This is a genomic window from Superficieibacter electus, assembly GCF_002915575.1.
GTDB lineage: Bacteria > Pseudomonadota > Gammaproteobacteria > Enterobacterales > Enterobacteriaceae > Superficieibacter > Superficieibacter electus.
In genome coordinates this window covers 145,449-170,957 of record NZ_PQGD01000008.1, presented here as the reverse complement: position 1 = coordinate 170,957, position 25,509 = coordinate 145,449, and the positions used below count along the sequence as shown (strand labels likewise).

The window sequence follows — 25,509 nt, the reverse complement described above, 5'->3', positions numbered from 1 at the left end:
AGATGTCAACAATTCCTTTACCTACTGAAATCCTGCGCGCCTGGCAACGAATAGAGTTTTTCCAGCCCTATAAGCTTGATAAAAAAGAAAAGAGCCTGCTGATATCACTGGATAAACTTATAAAGCACGGTGATAAATTACTACCATGGCATTCAGAAGAATTACGCCAGCAATATGAGATCCCTCCGAAAGTGTCCTTTACGGTTCATATCGGGATTTTTGAAAACAATATTGCTGACGCAATAAGCTCACAGATATTTGGTCAATCAGACACAAATGAAGCTGAAGAGTGTGAACAGCGTCTGAACCATGAGGGGGCGACCTGCTTTGCAAAAGTGCAGCTCAATGCTGAAGGCGCGCCTGCGATACAGAAGCTGTCCGTAAGCTCCCTGCCCTGGGCGCTGGGCCACCTGCAAAAACAGCGCTTTGAAAAACTACACTCAGCTGTTTTTGAGGCAGATTGCCAGTATCTTGCCGACGAGCTTGAGAACTTCGGCGCTACCCTGAAACCAGTGCGAGAAAACGGTCCCGGCGTGTTACACGCCAGCGATATTTTGACCCTGTTAACGACGCATCTGGTTTCGTGGGCTGACTTTACGCCGGACTGGCAATATGCCCTGCAAATTGACTGGTTTGAGAGCAACGGCAATGATTTACAGGCCGCTCAGGCAGACGACAATGACGCTGAAGAAGAGCTGAGCGAAAGTGAAAAAAGTCTGGCACTTCCTATTCTGAACAGCTTCTTTTTTGAAGATATTGAAAATGCAATCATCGCGTTGCAGAACCATCCTTCTAATACGCTTAACGCTTACCTCTCGCAGGGCGCAACAAGAAAACCGGATTTATATTCTCAGGCCGGCATGCCCGCGCTTATTGAAAAATTACACCCCGTCAACATGCCGCTGGGTCGCTGGCCTTCTGAGCCCGAACATCCTATGTCATTAATGCAGCAATTCGCGATTAATACCGCCATTGATGAACTTTCTGAAGGCGGAATATTGTCGGTTAATGGCCCACCGGGAACCGGAAAAACCACGCTATTACGCGACCTGATTGCCCATAATATTGTTGAACGCGCGACAGTGCTTTCCGCTTTTAATAAGGTGGACGATACGCTGGACAGCGACGGTTTCATCGTTCCCTCACTTACCGGCTTTGAAATGATTGTGGCCTCCTCCAATAACGCCGCAGTAGAAAATATTTCTAAAGAGCTTCCGCAATTAAAATCGCTGGCGAAAGAATTTCGCCTGCTGGATTATCTGGCCCCAGTGGCCAACCAGATAGCCGCTAAAGCGCGCCCCAAAAGTGAAATCAAACGCGGGAAAAATGGCGAAGGGAAAGAGCGTAACTATCATCTGTTTAGTCCACTAAATGAGGATAAACAGTGCTGGGGCCTGATTTCAGCGGCGCTGGGTAAAAAAGACAATCGCAAAAAATTTGCCCAACGCTTATGCATGGATGAGCATTTCTTACGTAAAACCCCGGCGGAAACATCCCGCTCTGACGATGAAAATTTTCTCAGCCTATGGCGCTGGCGAGCCTGCCATGATCCCATTACGTTTTCCGCCGCGAAACAGTGCTTTGTTGAGTGCCTGAAGCAGACGCAAGACCTGCAAAATCAGCTAGTCACGTATGCCGATTTACTGGCTAAAAAACCCGATAATGTTGCGAACCTTCAGGAAAAACTCAAAAAAGCGCAGGCACTGCATGATGAACTTACGGAAAAGTTAAAGCAGGCGGAGCTGGAAAAAGAAATCGGCGAAAAACAGGTTCAGCATGTTACGCAGCAGCAGAAAATGGTGGAAAGCGAAGCACCGGGCTTCTTTAGCCGTTTATTTGACCGGCAGAAGGTGCATGCCCATCAGCAGGCATTGCGGGAAGTTCAACAACACCTGCTCACGCTTACCGCGCAGATGACGCAAAAAACGCAGGCTGTCGCCAGCCAGCGTAAACAGTGTACTGAAGCCGCGTTAACAATAAAAACGATCGGGCAAGAGATTGACGGCGTAGTAAAACAGCAGCAGCTAAATAAGCAACGTCTCGCCGCGCTGGAAAAACAATTTCCGGAGATTACCCTGCCTGACCGTGAACGCCCGATCGACGATCCGGACCTGCAACGCACGGCATTCTGGCAAAATGCACAGATCAACCGTCAGCGCTCCAGATTATTTATGGCGGCGATGGATCTGCATCAGGCGTGGCTTTATGAAGCGATGGGCATTGGACGATTTGGGAAAAAGCTGCGCCAGCTTAGCGATTTTATGAGTAATCCGCACGCAGAAGCTGCCCCCTTACGTCAATGGCAAACGCTATCCATGTTCGTTCCTGTACTCTCCACCACTTTTGCCTCCGTGGGCCGTATGCTGAGCGGCGTGAAAGGAGAAGAGATTGGCTGGCTGATGATTGATGAAGCAGGCCAGGCCTCACCGCAGCAGGCCGTCGGTGCGATATGGCGCGCTAAGCGCGTACTGATCGTTGGCGATCCACTACAAATAGAACCGGTATTTACGACATCGCCCCCGCTGGTAAAACGTCTGTGTGAAGATGTTTTGCAGGAACATGCTGAAGACTGGAACCCGGGACTGCTGTCGGTTCAACAAGTGGCTGACCGCAATAATCACTGGGGCTGCGAATTAGAGGTAATGAATATCCCGATCTGGATTGGCATACCGCTATGGGTTCACCGCCGTTGTATTGAGCCGATGTTCAGTCTGGCAAATAAAATGGCGTACAACAGCCGCATGATCCATGGTTTTAATACCGACGAAATTGTCAGCCGCTCCGTCAATAACGTTATTGAAAATCACTGGCTGGTTTCAAAAGGTGGCGTGGGCGAAAAACAGTATCGCGAAAGCCATGGTCAGGATCTGCTGACTTTGCTCGATCGCCTGCTGGCAGAACAGGTTGAGCTGCAGTCGATTTACATCATCACCCCGTTTAAAGCCGTGAAATCAGCGCTGGCAGAACAGCTCGCATACCGCAGTTTAAAGGTCTGGCAACAGTACAGTCCGCAGCTTAAACGCAAAGACATTAATGAATGGCAAAAAAATTGTGTTGGCACCGTGCATACTTTTCAGGGCAAAGAGAATGACATTGTTATTTTCGTTCTGGGCTGTGATGAACAGGATAACGGCGGCGCAAAATGGGCTTCCAGTAAGCCCAATCTTTTAAACGTGGCGCTGACGCGGGCGAAAAAACATATTTTTGTGATTGGCGATCCGGCGGTATGGCAAACCTTGCCGGGCTTTGAGAGTGTGGCGAAAGTGTTGCCGGAGAAACGGGCTGCGGACATGATTACCACACCTGAAAATACTGATTTGATGTTTTAATGACAGAGCCTGGTGTATTTCGCTGAGTTGACGGGAAGCGGATGAGCGAGGCATTCATACGCCTGATTTCGCGCTGGCGTGTCGACTGGCGGAGGTGCTGAAGGTCCCAGCCAGCTACTTTTACACGGTAGAGGATGATTTGGCGGAGGTGGTGATGGGATGGCTGGGGGAGTGAGTTTTAGCCATTAACCGCCATCAGCGCGCGTCAATTTCGTAGTTTTAACCTGCGATAATATCTCTGCGCTTTCCGGCTCAGAAAGCTTTTCCCGGCTAAGCGTTAATTCAGCCAGCTTATCATCCAGGATATAATTTAAACCATGCAGGCGAATAACAAAATTTACTGCCGACCGCATCGTCAATTAACAGGCAATAAGAATAATTCAACGCAAATGTGCAATCGCTTCAGGTGTACCCTCAAAAATAAACGGATTGAGGAACATTCGTCCCCATAAGAAGTTACGATCCACTTCGCTCAATGAAGCCTCACGACACACCTCTTCCCAGTTCGTGTGAATCGTCCTGATACAGTGTGTGATAACGTCAATAGCGTCCTTTTCACTCAGCAAAAATTTAGCTGCCGCCGACAAACAAACCGCAAGATTACTCATTCGGTTTTCACCAATAATCAGCATTGCCTGTGTTGCTTCATTACCAGAACGGCTCTGGGGACAAATATCATAAGCCGGTGTCAGGCGCAGTTCTTTGCCATCCCAGAATGCTGCATGGTTTCTGGCGTGGTCGTCAGTATTACCGCAAATAATATTAAAAACCAGACGCCCGAACAGCTCCCGTAATGTCTCTTTAGGTGCATCAAAGCGCTGGCGAATAATATCCGTCAGGTCCTCGTAACTCGCATATCTTGCCATCATTTCATCAAGACCGAAAATGGTCAGCGCAGAAACCATCAGGCGGCGCTGCCATCCTGCATGGTGTCGTATACGATCAAAGCGTTCAATAAGTATGACGTCTTTACCTGCTGTATGGCGAAGAAGAACAGGTGCAACATTTAACCCGGCACAGGCAGCCAGCCGCATAGCGATATATTCGGTTTTAACAACGTTATAGGTATCTGTGGAGGAGGAGAATTTTGCAATAAATTTATGCTTCCCGGACACTATCATCGCTTTTGGTCGCGCGCCGCCTAATGAACTACCGTGGAAGAGTGCCTGCTCCAGCTCCGGAGTTAGCGGCACACCACGTTCAACCATTGATGCTGCCTGCATTAATTCCTCAAGAGATGCGCTTTGGGACTCACGCGATACATATTCCGTTGCGGATCGCTGGAAGTCGAGTCCCCCAATTCTGTCTGAGCCAGACTCAAGCAAATAAGTCAGTTCGTCCAGTCTGTCAGGGTCAGCATCTTTGCCCTGCGCTCCCATCAGCCGGTTCAGAATAACACGACGCCCCCAGGCATCCGGAGCAGCATCACGCAATGCACTCGCCTGCTTTAGGCCTGCCGCGGGAAAAATCGCGCCCTGGACTAGTGGGAGTTCCGGCTCATAGACAGGGATTGCATCTTTCCGCTGCAGGTAACTGCGCCCATAGTTGAAGATGAATCGGTCATCATCACGAGTTAGCGCACCTGCGACAACGGGTTGAAGTGCACCAGGCAACCAAATCCATACATATGCCCGGTCGGGACTGTTATCAGAAATCATCGTTTACCACCTTTTTGGAGTGATACACCGAGCGTGGCATTAGTGATAGCGTTTTCTCTGCGTTCGCGGTATGTAACGTCATTGATACCTGGTCAGGCGTAAAAAGTGGAACACCAACAATGGTTGCCAGTTCAAATACCGCGCCAATGGCGCATCCCATGTCCCCTTCTTCAGCGCGGTAAATGAGTCCACGGGATACACCTGCACGTTCAGCCAGTTCTTCAACAGTCAGTTTACGTTCAATACGCGCAGTACGAATCATCAGCCCCAGCAGTCGCGCCGCATCACGACTGTAGCGGGAATAGGTCCGGGTGGATGTTTTCGCCATTACACACCTCATTGTTCCATAAACAGAGCATCTTAGGTGAGTATATCCTTTTTATAGAACAACCAAAATTATTTACTTCGATGGCTATTTGGATTTGTTCCATAAACAGACCTTTACGGCACCCTGCGCTCCATTAATGGAACATAATAGTCTCGCGTTCTTGATGCCAGCGATGGTGTGGCGCAACTGACATAACCGTTTTACGCCACTGACGCGACGCGCCAGTGGCTGATAACAATTAATGTTTCATCACGTCTTCAATAAACCTCACGCCTTCCGGTGTCCGTATCCAGCGCGGCGCGCGTAAGCCGTCGCTGAAGAAATACACCAGCTCATACAGCAACCCGGTTAATGCCTTTTCCACCTGCCCAGAGACGCCGCCCGCCAGCAGGATCTGCGTCAACGCATGACAGTATTCACATAATAGTTCCGGGTCCGGCGTAAATTCAGGTTGCTGTTCCGGGAGCGTATCGGTAGTCAGGCTTTCTTGCAGATGCGGCGGGATCGGATCGTACAGTCCCGGGCGCAGCAAATCGAGACATGCGGCAAGTCGACCGCAAAATGCCATGCGCAGCGAAGGAACGGCGTTTTCCAGTAATCCAGTTGCCAGGTTTTCGCAGTGCTCAGCGAGTACGGTGAAATCCGTGCTGGCATCGAAAGAAGCGGAAAGTGACGGGTGAGTCTGAGTGGGGATCGTAGCCATAAGGCAGCCTCCTGTAACGGTAAATTATTCCGCCACTGGAGAGGCTAATCTCACGGGTGGCGGAGCCTGACGGGGTTAGCCTTACCGGCGTTACAGGAAACCGGCGCGTCTTGCGACGCCCCCGCCCGGTCCGCCATTGACGTGTGACCGAACGCACGACACAAAAAAAGACGCGGGCGCGTCGTGTATCGCCTGTAACTGATTTCAGGAGGCTAATCCCGACGCCTGATTTTGCAGGCGTGGAGGTACGATACTGCGATTGAGGGGTGAGTGCAAGGGGGATAGTAGGGATGTGGAAGGGGGAGAGCAGAACTGGGGGAGTGGCTATTTGTCTGCGTGTCATCAGGTAAACACGCGGACGAAAACCTAAGGCCGCCGCTGCTGAATATCGACCTTGATACCATCAAATATGACACCACGCGCTCGAAGCAATGTGGGATGTCGGTGCCGCAACCGCCGATAATGGCTATCAGCCGATTATAAACTTGCTGGGCGGCAAAACCGCTGCCGTTCCGGTCTGGTGGTACTTTATTCATGTGATCAGCAAAGGGATTACCGGCGCAACGGTGGCTACCCTGCCCTGTCAGCCAGATCTACGCCAGATCCGCTTTGAGGTGCAGCCCCCCCGAATCAAGGATCCAGCTCTGGCTCAGGAACTGCGGGATTTCGTTGAGGAGTGTTACTCCCCTTCCCGTTCCCGTCTGAAATTCCGCGCCGGGGAGCTGGACGATGACACCAGTGACGATACGGCTTGGGGGGGAGCACCTTATTTTCTCAACACGGCTGGTTACTACGATACCGACCATGCGCTTTCACCACATAGCGCCTGGCCGTACAGTGCATCACGAGACGCCGGGCTGGCCGATACGGGCTCAGGCTGCTACCCCACCTGCAAACAGTGGTGGGCCGACGACACCGTTGGATTGAAGGCCCGACTCATGCAACTCTCGGCTCCGGATATCTGGACAGCGTTTAAAAAGATCGGTCAGTCCCAGGCCGTTTATGAAGAGGCCGTGCTGCGTTCGCTGGTCAGCGAGCGCAATAGGACGGGCGCGTTTACCTTGGCTATGGCGGCAATGTTGACGGCACGCTCACCAACGCCGCCACGCGGCTAGCATCCACTGCCGGAAATATAATCGGCAGCGCCGTGGCGTTCCCGGCATTTGACAGCGTGCGCCAGGCGCTACCGATGGTGCAGGCGTTGCTGCAAATGGCGCTGGTGATCTACATTCCATTGGTCACGCTGTGCTCGGCGTGGGACGTGAAGGCAGTGATGACGCTGACGTTTGTGCAGTTCGCGATGTTTTTTATGACGTTCTGGTGGGAGCTGGCAAGGTGGCTAGATAGCTGGCTGCTGGATGTGCTCTACAACAGCAATACTCACAGTAGCTGGAATCTGGCCGGAATCCAGAATACGCAGGATGACGTGATTATTAATCTGGTGATGGGGTCGATTTTTCTGGTGCTGCCAACGTTCTGGCTGGGAGCAATGACATGGGCTGGGGTAAGGGCTGGCGTGGCGGTGAATGGAGCGCTGGCGGGCGGGGTTAAGGTGGCGCAAGATAGTGGGGGGAAGGCTGGGGGGCGGTTGTTCTAATACATCTTAATTTTATACAATATATTAAGAAAATATAAAGACACATTGAATTAATTAACTCTTAGTTGTTATATAAAATTCAAAACACCCACACCTAGAACAAAATATTGAAATTTATTAACCATGCACTCAAGGAGAATAAAACTTAAAAGGTTACCCCTCAGCAAAGATTAATTCATACTAAAATTAGAAGTTGTTTTTATATTCAATCAACACATTAACCTTAGTTAAATATATATAAAGGGTAGAGAACTCTCTCTACCCTAGCAGAATAAAATTTAACTTTGATGTTGTATTATAATTGAACAAGCCAATCGCCTCGGTATCCACACCGCAACGACAGGAACATTGCTGATAATTATTTTATCGCCTTGTTTTAAATCAATAAAATGTATTTGAACACTCACTCGTTCATTATCTTTAATTGAGGAATCGCCAGGATATATTTCTCCACGTCTAGCGTGTGTTGCAGGATAAGCACCTTGGAATAAATAAGAATCTACATTACGAACCCTTTTCTCATTTGGACTCATTCTATAAACAATACAACTCTCTGTCGAATCCCTTTCAATTGCCTTTGCTAAATGCAATAATAAAGCCGTATTATTCTGAGAATTAGAATTTCCAGTAACTCTTATTTTTACAAGTAAATTTTCGAACAAATCGCTTACAAGAACATTATCACAAACATAATGTTTCTGAGTTTCTGTACGGTCTACATGTCCCTCATCACAACGCATGGATAGACGGTTCAAAAATTCTGATACTGTATTTTTGTTTTCAATGACTACAGCTTCTGAAGGATATGTTATTTTCGGGACAACCCATTTGTCAGAAAATTTAGTATGCATGTAATCAAATGCAAGAACACTATCCCTACAAGGTTTCAAATCAAGATCTAATAAGAATGCCCGTTTCCAAGAATTTAATGACTTATTACTTACTTCAATTTCCTTAAGTTGTCTCCTAATATCTTCTTCATGCGTAACATAATTTCTAAAGGCATCAAGTGTACTTTGTTCTAAATAAACCCTACAAAACCCCAAATAGCTTTTTTTATATCCAAAGAACCTTGCCCGCTGCTGTATAGTGTCAGCGTTACCGACACCAATACCTCTAGGCATATATGTTACAGTCAGTCCTTCAACTGTAAATCCTCGGTCAACCGCAATTCCGCCGACCAAAATCCATCCATATTTATGTTGCCAGTCTATCGCCGGTGTTTTATTAGTTCTTGCATTAACTTCAACTATCTGAGTACTTTTAAATGCAATGCTAAAAGAATTTATAATCTTATCAAATGATGGTAGCGCTGCTGTTGTATTTAACTGATCATAAGATTCTCTAAATTCGCTTAGGAGATCTATCTTATCCGGATCATCATCACGTAACGCTAAACACCTGTGCCATTCATCGAATATACTTCTAACCCAGCCATAATACTCTTTATGCTGAGAAGTCAGATGGGAAGGATGCACAAGCATTGAGCGGTTACCGGTATTACCTGACTCACTAATGCCTACAGTTACTCCAACCATGAATATACGTAGGGCATCTAGCAATGATGAAGGAGGATGGCTTAAAGGATTATCTTTCGTCGGAACTTCACTTGGTGGAATAATATTAATATATGCAGAGTTCGACCCAAAAAAATCACGACCACCAACATAAGCATCGCCTGGTTCTAATACTTTCACAAAATTAGGCGATAAGGAATCTATAATACTTATAAGAAGAGGTGCTTGAGGCGTAGCTGTATATTGTAAATAGGTGTGATTTGGCAAAGCTTTTCTTAGTCTCATTAAGCAACCATATGTTGCACTCTCTTCTCCCTGAGAAACTCCAGTATTTAGACTAACCTGATCTGCCTCATCATCAATAATAAGAACCGATGTTCCATTCAAATCTAAAGCTTCAAGTATTTCAGCTAACTTATTGATTCTTTTGTGATTTTTAAGGACAGTAATAAGGATTGTTTGTTTATATATATCCTCAGTAGACGAATCTTTTGATATGGATAACGTACTACGGATGACCTGCCCAGCAGTATCATAAGAGGACGGATTTTCTAGTTGTACCCATCTCCGGCCCCGTTTTGAATCATTTAGCCCCAAATCTTTTTTTAATCGACTCGAGGATTGTGCAAGTAGAGGATTTGATGTCCCTGCAACAACAATTACTATATGAAAACCGTTATCCCTTGCAAGCGCAACAACAGTCTCAAAGGACATGGTCTTGCCACTTTGCACATAGCCAACAATAAGACCAGTTTCTTGCCCATTTTCTATTTCAGGAGAAACTCCGCGGGATAATATTGTAATAGCATCTTCTAGTAATTTTTCTTTAGCGCCATCCGGCATACCACTCTGTTCTAAAAAGGCTTCAGTTTCTTTACCCTTTTCAGGAGACCAATTCATTCCGTTATTAATGAAATCATTTCTAGTTTCTAAGCTCATTTATGTTTACCTATTCGAAAATACATCTCGTAAGATATCATTCATGTTTCGCCTGACTGTTCCGGCTTTACTGACACCTGAGTCCCTAGCCAATACTTCAGCTATAGCAAGAGCAGCCCCCACGCGAAACATAATTTCAGAAACATCTCCATCCTTTTGAGCGAACTGAATCATTAGAGGATGAGACATCGACATCTGAATATGTAACTGTCGACATGTATCACCTATCCTCCCTGTATCACTCAATGCTAACCACTCACTATTAGAAACATCGTTCGATATTTCAATACATACAGACCAATTCTGATCACGAAACGAAATATCAAAAGTTCGTTTCATTAGCTGAGCCTGATATTCAGTATGTTCGACAGGAGTATCAACTAGCGCAGAGTCAAGTATACTAGGAATTATCAACGGCAAATGATTCCTCAGTTCATCCACTGAGCTATCAACAGCGTGTCCAACAAGTGATATTAGCCTATTATCATTCCCTCTAACTCTATGCCCTTCCGCCTGACGTAATAAAGGCATATCATCGCTATCTAAATTATCGCGTAACAATTTTAGAAAAGTTTGCTCTAACTCTCCCCATCTAAAGCCGTCTTTTGTATGGCTAACTTCAACCCCATTAATATATAGCTCGCCAAACACACGCTGATATTTATAACTATTCGAATTACCAAAAATATAGGCGGGACGATAGGTTTCATCGGCGCTTCCTTGAATAACCCTACCTCGTCTGAAAAGCGAGAATCCGGCTTCACTAGTATTACCCACAGCACGTATAGCAGCAAAACCATTTACGGAAATATTATCACCAAACTTAAAGTCAATATCTTTTCGCCAAATAAGAGGCTCTCCCTCTTTATCCTTAAAATAGGGGGCGTTAAGTATTTTGGGATCTTGATAACTTAATACCTCCCCATTAACCTTCAGTATTAAAAGCCCCTTCCTAATATAGCATCTATAGATACTAGCTAGATGGCTTTTTATTTTATGGATAGTTCGTTTAACTGGAACATGAAAAACATCATTTAAAATAACCTCCGTAAAATGTTGTTCTTCACTACCTTGAGTTTCTTTTATTGATAGTTCATATGACTCATCCGCAATCATATTTTCAATATCAAAGTACACTGTTCTTATTATTGGTTCACCAATCACAGATGTACGAACCTCCCATTTAGGAGAAAACCAACAAGCTGCACTTTTCATACCCATACCAAATTCGGATAGACCAGTATTATCTGGAGGGATTGATGCAGGTTTAAAAGCTCTTGGAAAATCCTCTAAAGGAATCCCAAAAGCGTCATCTTTAATTGATATTCGGGCAGGTTCAGTTGAGTCTATATTTATTTCTATAGTTACTTTTTTTAAAGAACTCGTTGCCGATTTTGCTAAGAAGCTCTGCAATGCATTGTCTACAAATTCCCCCAAAGCAAACCAAGGTTTATAGTTGAGGTGCCGCAAAACGGCTAATATACTTACTCCTGGACGAATATCAACCTTTGAAAGCGCCACAATTATCTCCTTAAAGCACTCTTAATTATAGGAAATGCATCTATCTTCTAAAAAATTCAAATGATTGTTATAGCTTTCATCAAGTGAGGTACTTAATAACGCGTTGGCTACCCATTCGACAACTTTTGAGTTGACCGCATTACCTAAAGCTTGGAAGGCTTGGGTTGGACTTTCAGGGAGCTTGTTTAATTCATCAAGACACTGGAGCTTAGCACACTCATGAGGTGTCATATAACGCCTTTGCCAAGCAATAATTGGGACTTGGGTATCAGTCATGGCAATTAAGCTTGGAGCAGTGGTTCTTCTCTTAACTCTCACTCCAGAGGCTCTAAACTGTAGAACATAGTTCCAAATATTCCTCTCTTCACCATGAACATTCCATTCAAGTTTTTGAAGGCTTGACGGGAACCTTAAAATATCGGGTAACCATTCATCTATCCAGTTTTTATTATCGTTATAAAACTTTCTATTTTGTCTAATAAAATTCTTTTTCCACTTTGGAAATTCAAATTCTTCTGTTCGAGCATGACTTGGCAATGCCATCCAACGATCTTCCATACTTCTTCGAAGGCCAATTTTACAACCATGGCTCGCCCTGAAGCCTTTTAACCCATTAATTCCTAAACGCATTTTTCTCGCATAAGGAGTTTCATTTTCAAAAGGATAGGTTGCCCCCCACTCCATCGACCACAATGGGAAGGAAGGAATTTCAATATCAGGAGGACAGAGTTCTAAAAATTTACTCCAAACATTTAAACAATCGATAACTTGAGGAGAAAGTGATTTCGCATCAATCGGATTATTGTCCAAAATACTATCTATCGAGGTTTCGATATTCAGAGCTTCGGGCCATTTAAAATCGTCAAGCGGCAACAATGAGCCAACTATATATATTCGTTCACGAATTTGGGGAATACCGAAATGATGCGGTGAAAGTTTTGTCGCATCAATATTATAGCCAAGTCCATCTTTGCCAAGCAATTGTTGGATCTTTATCCACGTTTTTCCATCATCATGTTTCAACAGGTTAGGGACATTTTCAAGAATGAAAAATTTAGGCTTCTTATGCTTTAAAATTTCGACTACGTTGAAAAATAATCCTCCTTGTTTTGTACACTCGAACCCTAATTGTTCACCAGCCTTTGAAAAAGGCTGGCATGGAAACCCAGCTGTTAAGACATCATGATCAGGGATTATATCAAGTGGTATTTTAGTTATATCGCCAAGAGGTCGAATACCAAAATTATCCTCATATAAGTTCTGGAGAGGCTCTTTCCACTCGACTGCAAAACGACAAACCCCACCTAATCGTTTCAGTGCCAAATGAAAACCTCCCAGACCAGCAAACAAGTCAATGAAAGTAAACGTTTTTTTATTTTCCATTCAAGCACTCTCTACAAACATAAATTAGGTGATGTTTATTCAAACACATCAACAACTGTATATAAACACATATTTACAATATCAGGGATGCTTTGTCTTTAGCATCAAAGAAATTGGAAATAATTTCACTAGTAAAATATCTAATACTTTGAATTGTATAACAGCTAACCCGTTTTCACTACAGGCTCTGACGCGCTTTTAGCAACATTAGCTTAAAATCATTAGGAATGGTTTCTCTGAATTCATTCATAACCAGAGCCTTCTGATTATCCTCTTACCCGGAGGGACTAGTCTTTTCATCCCTACAGCCCCTAGCTGTCAGCGTTCAGCCCTGATTAATCCTTCAACCCCCCTGCTAAGCGGTGTTTCTCTGCTTCGCTACCAGAGGAACGTGGTATTGGCTTTCTCTCACCTTGAGCCAAGGCTCTTACCATTACCTTTCTCGTCAAAAGCCTAAGGAATGGCAAGGATACCTCACTCGATTATCTATACTGATGTTACGATACACAATTAGCCATTCCCATAAATTACGTACACTTACCTTTCTGAGTTATCAGTACAAAGGGTCAATTCCTCTCTCATGAACATGACGTGCAGCAATTGAATTTCACCGCTTTTGCGAGCATGATCGCAATAACATCAGCCTGTTACCCGGTTCATTCCTATGACATAACTCGAAACACTGCGATCGGCTATCTCTAACTTCTCTGTATGGCGTCAGGGTGATGTATGCGCTCCGCATAAGCCGTTGTTGCTGTTGTATGTGCTGTCGCAGTACAAAGCAGGCCACCCGCGCCTGTTCAACTACGCTCTGGAGATCCACGAACCACTAACTCGTCTGCTAAAAGAGTTTGGTCCCAAGCGGCGCACTGACTATCCCAATATGCCTTTCTGGCGACTCAGAACTGACGGCTTTTGGGAAATTGCCAATGCAGAAGGTTGTAAACCCCGTAAAGGCAACACCCAACCGACCAAGAAAGAGCTGATTGATAACCAAGTAGCGGGTGGCTTTGATGAAACCGCTTATCAACAGTTACTTGCACACCCTGAAGTAATCGACCAGTTGGCCCAGCAGATCCTGATAGATCGCTTCCCCGAAAGTATTCAGAGGATCCTCGCGAATCAACTAGGCTTGGATTTTATTGACCGCTCAAAGAACCGTGATCCGCGCTTCAGAGATATCGTGCTCCGGGCTTACCACTCCCGATGTGCTTTCTGTGGTTACGACCTCCGGCTGGATGGTGCGCTGGTTGGTATTCAAGCAGCCCATATCCACTGGAAAACCTATGGCGGGCCGTGTGTGGTAAACAACGGTCTGGCGCTCTGTTCGCTGCACCATGATGCTTTTGATATGGGCGCATTCGGGCTGGATGAGAATCTGACTATCCACATCTCTGGCGGCGTCAGCCGTAGCCCGGTGGGTGGATAACCTGTTCTGGCAACGGAACGGCCAGCAGTTGCATCTTCCTCATGACACATCACTGTGGCCCACTGAACAATATGTCGGCTGGCATCGTAAGCTGATCTTCAAAGCCTGAGATCGTGAGCTTCGCAGGTATCATCGAGTGCCCAATATGCTTTATCCCCTAAAGAGGATAAATCACACACCAGACTAGCTCTTGATTATTATTAATCCCGTATTAATCTGTACGAAGTTCAACCCGCAACCAGAGCCTTCAGGTTGCCTCCTTCCCGGTGAGACTCGCCTTTTCGTCCGCTCCGTATCATCCTCGCGGACAGCGCTTAGCGCCTGATACATCCTCTGCCCCACCATGCAGGGAATCCCTCCCTGCCGGGCGGTGTTTCTCTGCTTTCATCACTGGAGAAATACTATGCCTACTTCATCTTGCACTGAAGCAAAATCCTTATCGTTGTCTGTCTCATCTGAAGCCTGGGAAAAGGTAGCCAGTTTTCCACCCGATCCCTCTCAGGAAGACGACCGTCTCGAAAACCTGATTGTCGCCACCATGCTGACATTCAAAAGTGCGGGCCCAGACCGTAAGAGCATTAATTTCGGTCTGTACTGTTTGCCCTCTGACGGCAGCAGCAATGTACCGCTGATGACGCCGCTGCGCTTAACGCTTGAAGGTAACCACCTGTAGGTTACTGCCCTTCATACCAGCTGATTCCCTCAGTATCCTTTACTCCCTGTGCCGGGTAACTCCCTGTGCCGGGTGACTCCCGACCGAGAGCGCTGTACCCGGCTTCTTTATCATGAAGTTACGCTTATGAATAGAAGCAACGATCTTTCCCAGAAAGTCACCGATGAAATTATCGCCGCGCTGGAGAAAGGCGTGATCCCCTAGGTTCGCCCGTGGCGGGAAGGGGAACTGGTGATGCCGATGAATGCCCTGTCCGGACGGTTTTATCACGGCATCAATATTCCTCTGCTCTGGAACAGCGCTGAGCGGCAGGGATATGAAAGCGATCGCTGGCTGACCTTCACATAAATTCGCAATGCGGGCGGTAACATCCGCAAAGGCGAACGATCTACACTGGCCGTGCTTTATCTGCCCCAGCAGCGCGAGGTAGTGGACAGCAACGGGAACACGGTTCTTGATGCTGATGGTAACCCCAAAGTGACGTCTTACGCTTTAATACGCGAGTTCCGGCTGTTCAACATTCAGCAATGTGAAGGACTGCCGGAAGCGTTCTCACAACCTGTCGGAATGGTTGATGATCCTATCGCCGCCGCTGAGCAGATTGCCTGGCAAAGCGCGGTAGTGATCACTCACCGATGCCAGAACCTGGCGTATTACTCGCCGCGGTGCGACTGCATCATCATGCCGCATCCTGCGCAGTTCACTTCGCGTGAAGATTACTATGGTACGGTACGCTGCCGCATGAACTGACACACGCGGCTGGACACGCTTTATGGCTGAACTGGGACGGCATCACCGCCGGAAGCCATACTTTTGGCGATTTATTGATCTGGTTCATGACAAGCTGTTTATCCAGAGCGAAGGCAGCAAAATCCATGATGAACATGTGGTTCCCATCGCCTCCCTGCTGCGGCCATGGCTGGAGCATCTACTTGAAAAAGCAGAAACGAGAGGAATACGGGCTGACGATCAGTTGTTCAACATCAATCGTTTCAGTCGGCGGACGCTACGGCAGGGCAAAGTAATGACGGAAAATCAGGTCAGTTATTTCTTTGCCAAGCTCAGCGATGCCTGCCACAGCCGTTTTTTATCGCACCGCTACCGTCATACCGTTGCCACAGAATTAATGCAAAAACCGGAGCAAAATTTGTATGTCACGCAGAAACTACTCGGCCACCACGATATTAAGGTGACGCTCAGCTATATTGAACACAATGTCGAGATGCTCAGAAGTTGCGTGGAGAGAGATTGACAAAACAGGGAGTGAGTGAAAAGATCCGGCCCGAGGCTTTATGAATAAAAAGAGCCGGAGATGCGGCCATTTAGTAGTTGCCGTCAACGTCCAGCTTCATTGTACAACGTACTGATTATTGTAGATTTTCCGATTATCACAATCGTTTTTGGTGCCGAAGGCCGGACTCGAACCGGCACGTATTTCTACGGTTGATTTTGAATCAACTGCGTCTACCGATTTCGCCACTCCGGCACGGAAGGGGATGCAGATAGCGGGATGCATTATACCTGTTGTACTCCCTCACGCAAGCACTCCCCTACCCCTTCCCAACTAAACGCCGAAAAAATCAACACTTTGCTCTCCGGCACAATTCTGGAACCCTCCTCGTAAAATTCTGCAACGTGACCTGAGTCGTTTACATTTGTCGGTGTTTATTATCTGATCCTGTTAGTGGTTCATGTAACCCATTCATTCACATCAGGGCAGAGCATGCATTTTTATCGGGTTGAGCCGACGCTGGAGAACTACTGGCGCGGGATTATTCTGTTTGGCAAAAACGTGGCGTCGTATAAATTTGCGCTGGCGCATGCGCTGTATGACGTGCGGCGCGACGGTAGCGATCTGATCCGGCTGGAGGATCTGGCGGTGCCGTATAGTGAGCATCTGTGTCGCCATCTGAAAGAGGCACCGAAGCAGATCACCTCGCAGAAAAGCCAGTTTTTAGCGGCATGTGCGCAGTATAACGTCGCAGAGATCGACCGTGATGCGCTGACGGCTATCACCGTGCGCCTCGGTTTTAATAACGTGATCAACGCCTTCCATAATGTGAATCAGGGCGAGATCGACAAACGTTTTTTTATCGACGAGCGCAAAACGCATAAGGGCATCCGCCTGACGGACAACTTCTATCGTCTGGGCGAGCGGTTGCAGTATCAGAATCTGATCCATGAAACCGATGCGCGCTGGAAGCTGGTTGAGCAGGCGTGGGCGATGAACGTGTCGCGCAATCTGGTCGCCATTGAATATGATCCGCAGGCGCAGATGCTGTTCAGCACTATCAATACGCGCCGGAAGGCGATTACCAGTTGTCGGCACAGCCTTAATGGCTACCAGAAAGGTCGCTGTTTTTACTGCAACGCGCCGATTATGCTGGATAGCGGCGATGTGGATCTGGCGGATGTCGATCACTTTATCCCGTGGAGCGCGAGGGAGGATGTTCCCAATATCAACGGCGTGTGGAATCTGGTGCTGGCCTGTAAAAGCTGCAATCGCGGCGAGCGCGGCAAGTTCGCGCATCTGCCTTCGCAGCGGTTGCTGAAACGTCTGCGGGATCGCAATGAGTATTTTATTTCCAGCCATCTGCCGCTGCGCGAGACGCTAATCCGCCAGACCGGCAGGACGACGCAGGCGCGGGATGACTTTTTAGCCCAAAACTGGAACACTGCCCGTCTTCGTCTGTTTCACGAGTGGGAGCCTGTTGCCGTCGGGCCGGATCTGTTCTGATGACGCTTAATTATTACCGGCAACATGCCGGACGTTTTTTTACCTCTACCGTCTCGGTGGATATGTCTGCGCTGTATCAGCCGTTTGTCGCGGCGCTGCCTGATGGCGCGACGGTGCTGGATGCCGGGTGCGGTTCCGGGCGGGACAGTAAAGCCTTTGCCGGAATGGGCTATCGCGTGGAGGCATTTGATGCGTCTGCGCAGATGGTCGCGCTGGCGACGGAGCACAGCGGGCTGGCCGTGCAGGAGATGCATTTTGATCAACTGGACGCGGTGGCGCGTTATGATGGGATCTGGTGCTGCGCGTCGCTGCTTCACGTCAGTCAGGCGGAGTTGCCGGATGGGATGCAGCGGCTGGCGCGGGCGCTGAAGCCGGGCGGCGTCTGGTATGTGTCGTTTAAATATGGCGATGGCGAGCGGGTTCAGGAGGGGCGTCATTTTACCGATCTGAATGAAGCGGCGCTGGAACGGCTGGTTGCGCCGCTTAAAACGGTACGCATTACCTCAACCTGGCAGACGGCGGATAAGCGCCCGGATCGAAATGAAATCTGGCTAAACGCGTTGTTGCGTAAAATCTGATACTCCCCCCATGCCCTCTTCAGCCAAGCGCCCTGCTTTCCCATGCTCTACACTTCCCATTCCACACCACACGAGGGTAAACCATGTCCACAATTAAAAGTTATGCCGCAAAAGAAGCCGGTAGCGATCTGGAACTGTACGAGTACGATGCGGGCGAACTGAAGGCGCAGGACGTCGAGGTACAGGTGGATTACTGCGGGATCTGCCACTCGGATTTGTCGATGATCGATAACGAATGGGGCATGTCACAGTATCCGCTGGTGGCTGGCCATGAGGTGATTGGTCGCGTGGTCGCGCTCGGCAGCGATGCGCAGGATAAGGGCCTGAAAGTGGGTCAGCGCGTGGGAATTGGCTGGACGGCGCGTAGCTGCGGGCACTGTGATGCCTGTATCAGCGGCAACCAGATTAACTGTCTGGAAGGCGCGGTGCCGACCATTTTAAACCGGGGCGGTTTTGCCGATAAGCTGCGCGCGGACTGGCAGTGGGTTATTCCGCTGCCGGAAAGTATTGATATTGAGTCGGCAGGTCCGCTGCTGTGCGGCGGCATTACCGTGTTTAAGCCGCTGCTGATGCACCATGTGACCGCCACCAGCCGTGTGGGGGTGATTGGTATTGGTGGGCTGGGGCATATCGCCGTCAAGCTTCTGCATGCGATGGGCTGCGAGGTGACGGCGTTCAGCTCGAATCCGGCGAAGGAGCAGGAAGTGCTGAAGATGGGCGCGGATAAGGTGGTCAACAGCCGCGATCCAGAGGCATTGAAGGCGCTGGCGGGTCAGTTCGATCTGATTATTAATACCGTGAATGTCGATCTGGACTGGCAGCCGTATTTTGAAGCGCTGGCGTACGGCGGAAATTTCCACACGGTGGGCGCGGTGCTGAAGCCGTTGCCGGTTCCGGCGTTTACGCTGATTGGCGGGGATCGCAGTATCTCGGGTTCGGCCACGGGGACGCCGTATGAGCTGCGTAAGCTGATGAAGTTTGCCGGACGGGCGAAGGTCGCGCCAACGACGGAAGAGTTCCCGATGTCGCAGATTAACGAAGCATTGAAGCACGTGCGCGAGGGGAAAGCCCGTTACCGCGTGGTGTTGAAAGCGGATTTTTAACGGCAATGACTCCGGCGTGGTGAGTGCCGGGCGGCGCTGCGCTTGCACCGGCCTACGATCGGTGTGGCGAACGAACGGTCGCTATCGTGACGTCAATGCCGGGCGGCGCTGCGCTTGCGCCGGCCTACAAACGGATGAGATTAACTGGCCGGGGTAAATACCCCGGCCTTTTTTTAGCCTTTCGCCAGTGCGGCAAACACTTCAGCAACCGCGACTGCGCCGGGGTCGGTGACGCCGTCGAGGTTCTGGCTGTTGACGTAGGACGAGCGTCCCGCGCCTGCCTTCTGCATTGTCGCGGTGTTATCAGCGCCCTGCTGCGCGGCTTTTGCCGCTGCGTGAATATCGCCTTCGCGCAGCGCGTCCAGCGCCGGTTGCAGGGCGTCGATCAGCGTTCTGTCACCCAAATCCGCCCCGCCGTAGTGTTTCATCTGCTTCAGGCCCGCGATCAGCGCGTCCGGCAGCGCGTTGCCGTCCTGAACTGCCTGTCCGGCGGCGGTAAAGAAAATCGACATCAGCACGCCGCTGGAGCCGCCCATCACGGTGGCCAGCCGATCGCCGGTCAGTTGCAGAAGCTGCGCGGTGTGGTTAAGCGGCAGTTTGCCCTGCTCCAGCAGGTGCGCGATGTCGCGCGCGCCTTCGGCAAAGGTCGAACCGGTGTCGCCGTCGCCGACTTTAGCATCCAGCGCGTTGAGGCGGTTCTCAAGGTCGATCAGCGTCCGGGTGGCAGTGGCGACAATCTGTTTTACCTGCGGGTTGTTGGACGGCTCAGCATCCACGCTGTCGTGTATTTTGGCGTGCGGCACGGTTTTCAGCGGCGAGAAGGCCACTGGCTTTTGCCAGCCAATGGTCTCAACGCTGGCGTTTAACGCCTGTTCGAAATGTTCGTTAAGGCGCAGCAGCGAAAGCGAGAAGCCTTTCATGTCCAGCGAGCTGACCAACGGCGCGGGGCCGATGAAATATGCGATCTGCGCTTTTAACGCCGAGTGCGCCAGCTCTTTAGTGAGCAGCGCCATCTCCAGCGCCGAGACGCCGCCGAGGTTGTTAATGAGCACCGCAAAGCGCCCTTCGCCCGCCTGTTCCCGCAGCGGGGCGACCAGCGCGTCGATGATGGCCCGGCTGTTGTGGGTGTCGAGGGTTGAAGCCCCCGGTTCGCCGTGGATGCCGAGGCCGAGTTCGGCCTGGCCCGCCGGAATTCGGCCTTCCTCGTCATCACTGCCCGGCAGGTTGCAGGTCTGCATCGCCACGCCGAGGCTGTACAGGTTGTCGCAGGCCTCCTGCGCAATGTCGCGGACTTCGTTCAGGCTTTTGCCCTGTTCAGCGGCGTAACCGGCGATTTTATGCACCAGCGCCGTGCCAGCGATGCCGCGCGGCTGCTTGTTGTCCGGCAGCGCGATGTCGTCGGCGACGATCACCATCTCAACCTTCAGGCCGTGGCGGTTGGCTTTCTCGGCGGCGAGGCCGAAGTTAAGGCGATCGCCGGGGTAGTTTTTGACGATCAGCAGACAACCGCGATCGCCGGTAACGGCAACGATGGCGTTCAGCACCGCGTCAACGCTGGGTGAGGCGAAGAGATCGCCGCAGACGGCGGCAGTGAGCATCCCTTTGCCGACAAACCCGGCGTGGGCCGGCTCATGACCGGAGCCGCCGCCGGAGATCACTGCGACGCGGCTTTTATCCCAGTCGGCGCGGGCGACAACGCGGATTGCCGGGTCAATGTCGAGACGAACCAGGTTGGCATGCGGGGCGGAAAGGACAATCCCTTCGATGGCGTCGTTGACCAGTTGTTTGCGGTCATTGAAAAAGAATCTGGACATAATTTCCCTGAAATAAGTGGAACACAGGGAAAGCATAGTTCGCGTGGCGGGATAAACCGAGAAAAGCGGAAAATCCCTTCACCCGCAAGCGGGTGAAGGGAGAGGTGTCAGGCCCGTTTCATCATCAACAGCAGGCTGATGAGGAAGAACAGCGCGCTGGGCAGCAGTGCGCCGAGGATCGGCGGAATGTTATACACCAGGGTCAGCGGACCGAATATCTGGTCCAGCACGTAGAAGATAAAGCCAAAGCTGATACCGGTGACAACCCGCACGCCCATCGGCACGCTGCGCAACGGCCCGAAGATAAACGACAGCGCCATCAGCATCATCACCGCCACCGACAGCGGCTGGAAGATTTTACTCCACATTTTGAGTTCATAGCGCCCGGCATCCTGGCCGCTGGACTGCAAATAGTGGCTGTAGCTGTAAAGCCCGCTAATGGACAGTGCATCCGGCTCCAGCGCCACCACCCCCAGTTTGTCCGGGGTGAGATTGGTTTTCCAGGTGCTGGTCACGGTCTGGGTGCCGGTGATCTGTTTCGGGTCTTTCAGGTTGGATTCGTCCACCTGCGACAAATTCCACTGGCCGCGATCTTTATCGAATTTCGCCGAGGCGGCGTAGCGCACCGACTGCAACCGACGCTGGTCGTTAAAGGCATAAATACTGACGCCGCCCAGTTCATCGTCGCCTTTAATGCGCTCGATATAGACAAAGTCGTTGCCGTCTTTGGCCCACAGCCCCTGCTGCGTTGACAGCAGCGAGCCGCCGTACATCGCCTGCGCGCGGTAGTTACGCGCCATCTGCTCGCCTTGCGGCGCGACCCACTCGCCGACCGCCATGGTCAGCAGGACCAGCGGAATAGCGGTTTTCATTACCGACAGCGCGACCTGAATACGGGTAAAGCCGGAGGCCTGCATCACCACCAGCTCACTGCGCTGTGCCAGCATCCCCAGCCCCAGCAGCGCGCCAAGCAGCGCGGCCATCGGGAAGAAAATCTGAATATCTTTCGGCACGCTGAGGATGGTGAACATCCCCGCGCCCAGCGCATCGTAGCTCCCCTGCCCGGCTTTTTTAAGCTGGTCGACAAATTTGATGATGCCGGAGAGCGACACCAGCATGAACAGCGTCATCATGATGGTGTTGAAAATGGTCTTGCCGATATAGCGGTCAAGTACGCCAAATGCCTGCATTATACCGCTCCTTTACGCGTAAAACCGGCACGCAGACGGCGCACAGGCACCGTGTCCCACAGGTTCAGGCCGACAGCGAGACCGAAGTAAAGCAAGTTCACCGCCCACATCCAGATCATCGGGTCCAGCTTGCCTTTACTGCCGTTGGATTTCAGCGAGGTCTGCAACAGGAAGAAAATCAGGTACAGCAGCATCGCCGGCAGCATCGACAGCACGCGCCCCTGACGCGGGTTAACCACGCTCAGCGGCACGACCATCAGCGCCATGATAAACACCGTCGCCACCAGGGTGAAACGCCAGTGCAGTTCGGCGCGCGCACGGTCGGTATCGGTGTTCCACAGGGTACGCATGTTCATCTGATCGGTATCATCAGGATCGAGCGCCACGGCCTGATGGCCGATAATCGCCTGGTAGTTCTGAAAATCGGTAATACGGAAATCGCGCAGCATCGCGGTGCCTTCGAAGCGGGTACCTTTGTTTAAGGTCACGCTCTGGGAGCCGTCTTTATGCTGGGCCATTTGACCGGAGTCAGCAACGACGACCGAGGGGCGCGCGTTGCCTTTAGGCCGCAACTGGGCGAGGAATACATCGTGGAAGCTGCTGCCGCTAACGCTCTCAATAAACAGCACCGAGTTGCCGTCGGTGGCCTGCTGGAACTGGCCCTGTGCCAGCGCCGCCATGCCGGGGTTGGCTTTAGCGTCGGCCAGCACTTCATCCTGATGTCGGGAGGACCACGGCCCTGCCCACATCACGTTAACCGCCGCCACGATGCCGGTGAACAGCGCCAGAATAAACGCCGCCTTCACCAGCACGGCCTTGCTCAGGCCGCAGGCGTGCATCACCGTAATTTCACTTTCGGTATACAGTTTGCCCAGCGTCATCAGCAGCCCGAGGAACAGGCTAAGCGGCAGGATAAGCTGCGCCATCTCAGGCACGCCCAGTCCCAGCAGCGAGAGCACGAGGTTTGTCGGGATTTCGCCGTCAACCGCTGCGCCCAGAATTCGTACCAGTTTCTGACAGAAGAAGATCAGAAGCAGGATGAAAAGGATCGCTAACTGGCTTTTGAGCGTCTCCCGCACCAGATATCTTATGATTATCACTTTAAATACGCCTGTAAAAACCCGTCTTTTTGCTGGAAAATCGCTTGTTTCATGGCTTAAACGTCATTTATGCTCTTGAGTCGTTGAAAACATCGCTAAGATAGTTTTACTTAGCAGATGGTCGCTTCAGAAACGCTCTGAGGTGTTTAAACCGTCACAGTAAGATTATCACGAAGTCACCGCAACAGCGGACATAGTTACGAAAGCTTGCAATTCTATCCGCAGCTTCCGCTGTTGTCTTTAAGATTCAGGAGCGTAGTGCATGGAGTTCAGTGTAAAAAGCGGTAGCCCGGAGAAACAGCGGAGCGCGTGTATCGTCGTGGGCGTCTTTGAACCGCGCCGCCTCTCCCCGATTGCCGAACAGCTCGATAAAATCAGCGACGGCTATATCAGCGCGCTGCTGCGTCGTGGCGAGCTGGAAGGTAAACCGGGGCAGACTCTGCTGCTTCATCATGTGCCCAACGTCCTGTCAGAGCGAATTCTGCTGATTGGCTGCGGCAAAGAGCGTGAGCTGGATGAACGCCAGTATAAGCAGGTGATCCAGAAAACGATCAATACCCTTAACGATACCGGTTCGATGGAAGCGGTCTGTTTTCTGACCGAACTGCACGTTAAAGGGCGTAATAACTACTGGAAAGTGCGTCAGGCGGTAGAGACGGCGAAAGAGACGCTGTACAGCTTTGACCAGTTGAAGACCACCAAAAGCGAGCCGCGTCGTCCGCTGCGTAAGATGGTGTTCAACGTGCCGACCCGCCGTGAACTGACCAGCGGCGAGCGCGCCATCCAGCACGGTCTGGCGATTGCCGCCGGGATTAAAGCCGCAAAAGATCTCGGTAATATGCCGCCGAATATCTGTAATGCGGCGTACCTGGCCTCTCAGGCGCGCCAGCTCGCGGACAGCTACAGCAAAAACGTCATCACCCGCGTGATTGGCGAGCAGCAGATGAAAGAGCTGGGGATGCACTCTTATCTGGCGGTCGGCGCAGGTTCGCAGAATGAATCGCTGATGTCGGTGATTGAGTACAAAGGCGATGCCTCCGAAGACGCGCGGCCGATCGTGCTGGTGGGCAAAGGGTTGACCTTTGACTCCGGCGGCATCTCCATCAAGCCGTCCGAAGGTATGGACGAGATGAAGTACGATATGTGCGGCGCGGCGGCGGTGTACGGCGTGATGCGGATGGCGGCGGAACTTCAGTTGCCCATCAACGTGGTCGGCGTGCTGGCAGGCTGTGAGAACATGCCGGGCGGACGGGCGTATCGTCCGGGTGACGTGCTGACCACCATGTCCGGCCAGACGGTAGAAGTGCTGAATACCGACGCCGAAGGCCGCCTGGTGCTGTGCGACGTGCTGACCTACGTTGAGCGTTTTGATCCGGAGACGGTGATTGACGTGGCGACGCTGACCGGGGCCTGCGTGATTGCGCTGGGCCACCATATCACCGGGCTGATGGCGAATCATAATCCGCTGGCGCACGAGCTGATCGGCGCGTCCGAGCAGGCAGGTGACCGCGCGTGGCGTCTGCCGCTGGCCGACGAGTTCCAGGAACAGCTTGAGTCGAATTTTGCCGATATGGCCAATATCGGCGGGCGTCCGGGCGGCGCAATCACCGCCGGTTGCTTCCTGGCGCGTTTTACCCGTAAATACAACTGGGCGCACCTGGATATCGCCGGTACCGCCTGGCGCTCGGGTAAGGCCAAAGGGGCAACTGGTCGTCCGGTGGCGCTGCTGTCGCAGTTTTTGTTGAATCGCGCCGGGGTTAACGGCGCCGAGTGAGTTCCCCCTCACCCCGGCCCTCTCCCTCAGGGAGAGGGAGAAAGGCGGATAACGTCTTAACCACCGGAGGAGAGGGAATCATCCCTGGCCGGGTAAACGCAGCGCCACCCGGCATTAAAAGCACCAAACCCAGGCC

General features: G+C 50.7%; 17 protein-coding genes, 1 tRNA gene and 4 pseudogenes. 12 read left to right on the top strand and 10 right to left on the bottom strand.

The annotated features are described in order from the left end of the window. Positions 1-2 precede the first annotated feature (2 nt). A complete protein-coding gene (locus CHU32_RS11800; RefSeq protein ID WP_103675718.1) occupies positions 3-3,329 on the top strand; it encodes a DEAD/DEAH box helicase in 3,327 nt (1,108 codons plus the stop codon). A 43-nt stretch (positions 3,330-3,372) separates the two neighbouring features. Continuing rightward, positions 3,373-3,504, top strand: a pseudogene (locus CHU32_RS28580) (transcriptional regulator); the annotation flags it as partial. A 205-nt stretch (positions 3,505-3,709) separates the two neighbouring features. Here the strand turns inward: CHU32_RS28580 and CHU32_RS11790 are convergent. From CHU32_RS11790 to CHU32_RS11780, 3 genes are all read right to left on the bottom strand, one after another. Next, a complete protein-coding gene (locus CHU32_RS11790) occupies positions 3,710-4,987 on the bottom strand; it encodes a type II toxin-antitoxin system HipA family toxin (RefSeq protein WP_103675717.1) in 1,278 nt (425 codons plus the stop codon). Further along, positions 4,977-5,315: a helix-turn-helix domain-containing protein gene (locus CHU32_RS11785; protein WP_103675716.1), complete on the bottom strand. Its 339-nt coding sequence runs from the start codon at positions 5,313-5,315 to the stop codon at positions 4,977-4,979. Before CHU32_RS11785 ends, CHU32_RS11790 begins: the two co-directional genes overlap by 11 nt. Positions 5,316-5,553: 238 nt before the next feature. Beyond that, positions 5,554-6,018, bottom strand: coding sequence for a hypothetical protein (locus CHU32_RS11780; protein ID WP_103675715.1), 465 nt, complete (start codon positions 6,016-6,018; stop codon positions 5,554-5,556). 375 nt (positions 6,019-6,393) lie between these two features. On the opposite strand from CHU32_RS11780, the pseudogene CHU32_RS11775 reads away from it, so the two are divergent. Then, a pseudogene (locus CHU32_RS11775) lies at positions 6,394-7,615 on the top strand (conjugal transfer protein TraG N-terminal domain-containing protein); the annotation flags it as partial. 278 nt (positions 7,616-7,893) lie between these two features. On the opposite strand, the gene CHU32_RS11770 reads toward CHU32_RS11775, so the two are convergent. The 3 genes from CHU32_RS11770 to CHU32_RS11760 are packed head-to-tail and all read right to left on the bottom strand — an operon-like array spanning position 7,894 to position 12,975. Next, positions 7,894-10,071, bottom strand: coding sequence for a Z1 domain-containing protein (locus tag CHU32_RS11770; protein WP_103675714.1), 2,178 nt, complete (start codon positions 10,069-10,071; stop codon positions 7,894-7,896). Between the two features lie 6 nt (positions 10,072-10,077). After that, positions 10,078-11,592: an ATP-binding protein gene (locus CHU32_RS11765; RefSeq protein WP_176691643.1), complete on the bottom strand. Its 1,515-nt coding sequence runs from the start codon at positions 11,590-11,592 to the stop codon at positions 10,078-10,080. 21 nt (positions 11,593-11,613) lie between these two features. Then, positions 11,614-12,975, bottom strand: a complete 1,362-nt coding sequence (locus CHU32_RS11760; protein WP_103675712.1) for a DNA cytosine methyltransferase — start codon at positions 12,973-12,975, stop codon at positions 11,614-11,616. A gap of 682 nt (positions 12,976-13,657) precedes the next feature. Here CHU32_RS11760 and CHU32_RS11755 point away from each other — a divergent pair. From CHU32_RS11755 to CHU32_RS11740, 5 genes and pseudogenes are all read left to right on the top strand, one after another. Beyond that, a pseudogene (locus CHU32_RS11755) lies at positions 13,658-14,513 on the top strand (phosphorothioated DNA-binding restriction endonuclease). Positions 14,514-14,807: 294 nt separating this feature from the next. Next, positions 14,808-15,077, top strand: coding sequence for a hypothetical protein (locus tag CHU32_RS11750; protein WP_103675711.1), 270 nt, complete (start codon positions 14,808-14,810; stop codon positions 15,075-15,077). Between the two features lie 234 nt (positions 15,078-15,311). After that, complete coding sequence (locus CHU32_RS28575; protein ID WP_245880216.1) at positions 15,312-15,425, top strand: ArdC-like ssDNA-binding domain-containing protein; 114 nt, start codon at positions 15,312-15,314, stop codon at positions 15,423-15,425. Positions 15,426-15,476: 51 nt separating this feature from the next. Next, a complete protein-coding gene (locus CHU32_RS28570) occupies positions 15,477-15,827 on the top strand; it encodes a zincin-like metallopeptidase domain-containing protein (RefSeq protein ID WP_245880213.1) in 351 nt (116 codons plus the stop codon). Positions 15,828-15,894: 67 nt separating this feature from the next. After that, positions 15,895-16,329: pseudogene (locus CHU32_RS11740) on the top strand (site-specific integrase); the annotation flags it as partial. Positions 16,330-16,478: 149 nt separating this feature from the next. Here CHU32_RS11740 and CHU32_RS11735 read toward each other — a convergent pair. Then, positions 16,479-16,563, bottom strand: a tRNA-Leu gene (locus tag CHU32_RS11735). A gap of 237 nt (positions 16,564-16,800) precedes the next feature. Between CHU32_RS11735 and CHU32_RS11730 the strand changes: the two genes are divergently transcribed. From CHU32_RS11730 to ahr, 3 genes are all read left to right on the top strand, one after another. Further along, positions 16,801-17,814 carry an HNH endonuclease domain-containing protein gene (locus CHU32_RS11730; RefSeq protein WP_103675709.1) on the top strand — a complete coding sequence of 338 codons (1,014 nt, stop codon included), beginning with the start codon at positions 16,801-16,803 and terminating at the stop codon, positions 17,812-17,814. Further along, positions 17,814-18,392: a class I SAM-dependent methyltransferase gene (locus tag CHU32_RS11725; protein ID WP_103750853.1), complete on the top strand. Its 579-nt coding sequence runs from the start codon at positions 17,814-17,816 to the stop codon at positions 18,390-18,392. Before CHU32_RS11730 ends, CHU32_RS11725 begins: the two co-directional genes overlap by 1 nt. A gap of 83 nt (positions 18,393-18,475) precedes the next feature. Beyond that, positions 18,476-19,495, top strand: a complete 1,020-nt coding sequence (gene ahr / locus CHU32_RS11720) for an NADPH-dependent aldehyde reductase Ahr (RefSeq protein WP_103675707.1) — start codon at positions 18,476-18,478, stop codon at positions 19,493-19,495. Between the two features lie 173 nt (positions 19,496-19,668). Here ahr and CHU32_RS11715 read toward each other — a convergent pair whose 3' ends face one another. The 3 genes from CHU32_RS11715 to lptF form a co-directional block, all read right to left on the bottom strand. Then, positions 19,669-21,309 carry a dihydroxyacetone kinase subunit DhaK gene (locus CHU32_RS11715; protein WP_103750852.1) on the bottom strand — a complete coding sequence of 547 codons (1,641 nt, stop codon included), beginning with the start codon at positions 21,307-21,309 and terminating at the stop codon, positions 19,669-19,671. A gap of 107 nt (positions 21,310-21,416) precedes the next feature. After that, positions 21,417-22,499 (bottom strand): LPS export ABC transporter permease LptG, encoded by a 1,083-nt coding sequence (gene lptG, locus CHU32_RS11710; protein ID WP_103750851.1) that lies wholly within the window; start codon positions 22,497-22,499, stop codon positions 21,417-21,419. Continuing rightward, entirely contained in the window at positions 22,499-23,599 is a 1,101-nt protein-coding gene (lptF, locus tag CHU32_RS11705) for an LPS export ABC transporter permease LptF (RefSeq protein WP_103675704.1), read from the bottom strand. The genes lptG and lptF overlap by 1 nt, the downstream gene beginning before the upstream one ends. 262 nt (positions 23,600-23,861) lie before the next feature. Between lptF and pepA the strand changes: the two genes are divergently transcribed. Next, complete coding sequence (pepA, locus tag CHU32_RS11695) at positions 23,862-25,373, top strand: leucyl aminopeptidase (RefSeq protein ID WP_103750850.1); 1,512 nt, start codon at positions 23,862-23,864, stop codon at positions 25,371-25,373. Positions 25,374-25,509: the final 136 nt, after the last annotated feature.

Coding starts and splice junctions, on each gene's coding strand:
- CHU32_RS11800 (WP_103675718.1), top strand. CDS start 3: ATGTCAACAATTCCTTTACCTACTGAAATCCTGCGCGCCTGGCAACGA.
- CHU32_RS11790 (WP_103675717.1), bottom strand. CDS start 4,987: ATGATTTCTGATAACAGTCCCGACCGGGCATATGTATGGATTTGGTTG.
- CHU32_RS11785 (WP_103675716.1), bottom strand. CDS start 5,315: ATGGCGAAAACATCCACCCGGACCTATTCCCGCTACAGTCGTGATGCG.
- CHU32_RS11780 (WP_103675715.1), bottom strand. CDS start 6,018: ATGGCTACGATCCCCACTCAGACTCACCCGTCACTTTCCGCTTCTTTC.
- CHU32_RS11770 (WP_103675714.1), bottom strand. CDS start 10,071: ATGAGCTTAGAAACTAGAAATGATTTCATTAATAACGGAATGAATTGG.
- CHU32_RS11760 (WP_103675712.1), bottom strand. CDS start 12,975: ATGGAAAATAAAAAAACGTTTACTTTCATTGACTTGTTTGCTGGTCTG.
- CHU32_RS11750 (WP_103675711.1), top strand. CDS start 14,808: ATGCCTACTTCATCTTGCACTGAAGCAAAATCCTTATCGTTGTCTGTC.
- CHU32_RS28575 (WP_245880216.1), top strand. CDS start 15,312: ATGCCGATGAATGCCCTGTCCGGACGGTTTTATCACGGCATCAATATT.
- CHU32_RS11730 (WP_103675709.1), top strand. CDS start 16,801: ATGCATTTTTATCGGGTTGAGCCGACGCTGGAGAACTACTGGCGCGGG.
- CHU32_RS11725 (WP_103750853.1), top strand. CDS start 17,814: ATGACGCTTAATTATTACCGGCAACATGCCGGACGTTTTTTTACCTCT.
- ahr (WP_103675707.1), top strand. CDS start 18,476: ATGTCCACAATTAAAAGTTATGCCGCAAAAGAAGCCGGTAGCGATCTG.
- CHU32_RS11715 (WP_103750852.1), bottom strand. CDS start 21,309: ATGTCCAGATTCTTTTTCAATGACCGCAAACAACTGGTCAACGACGCC.
- lptG (WP_103750851.1), bottom strand. CDS start 22,499: ATGCAGGCATTTGGCGTACTTGACCGCTATATCGGCAAGACCATTTTC.
- pepA (WP_103750850.1), top strand. CDS start 23,862: ATGGAGTTCAGTGTAAAAAGCGGTAGCCCGGAGAAACAGCGGAGCGCG.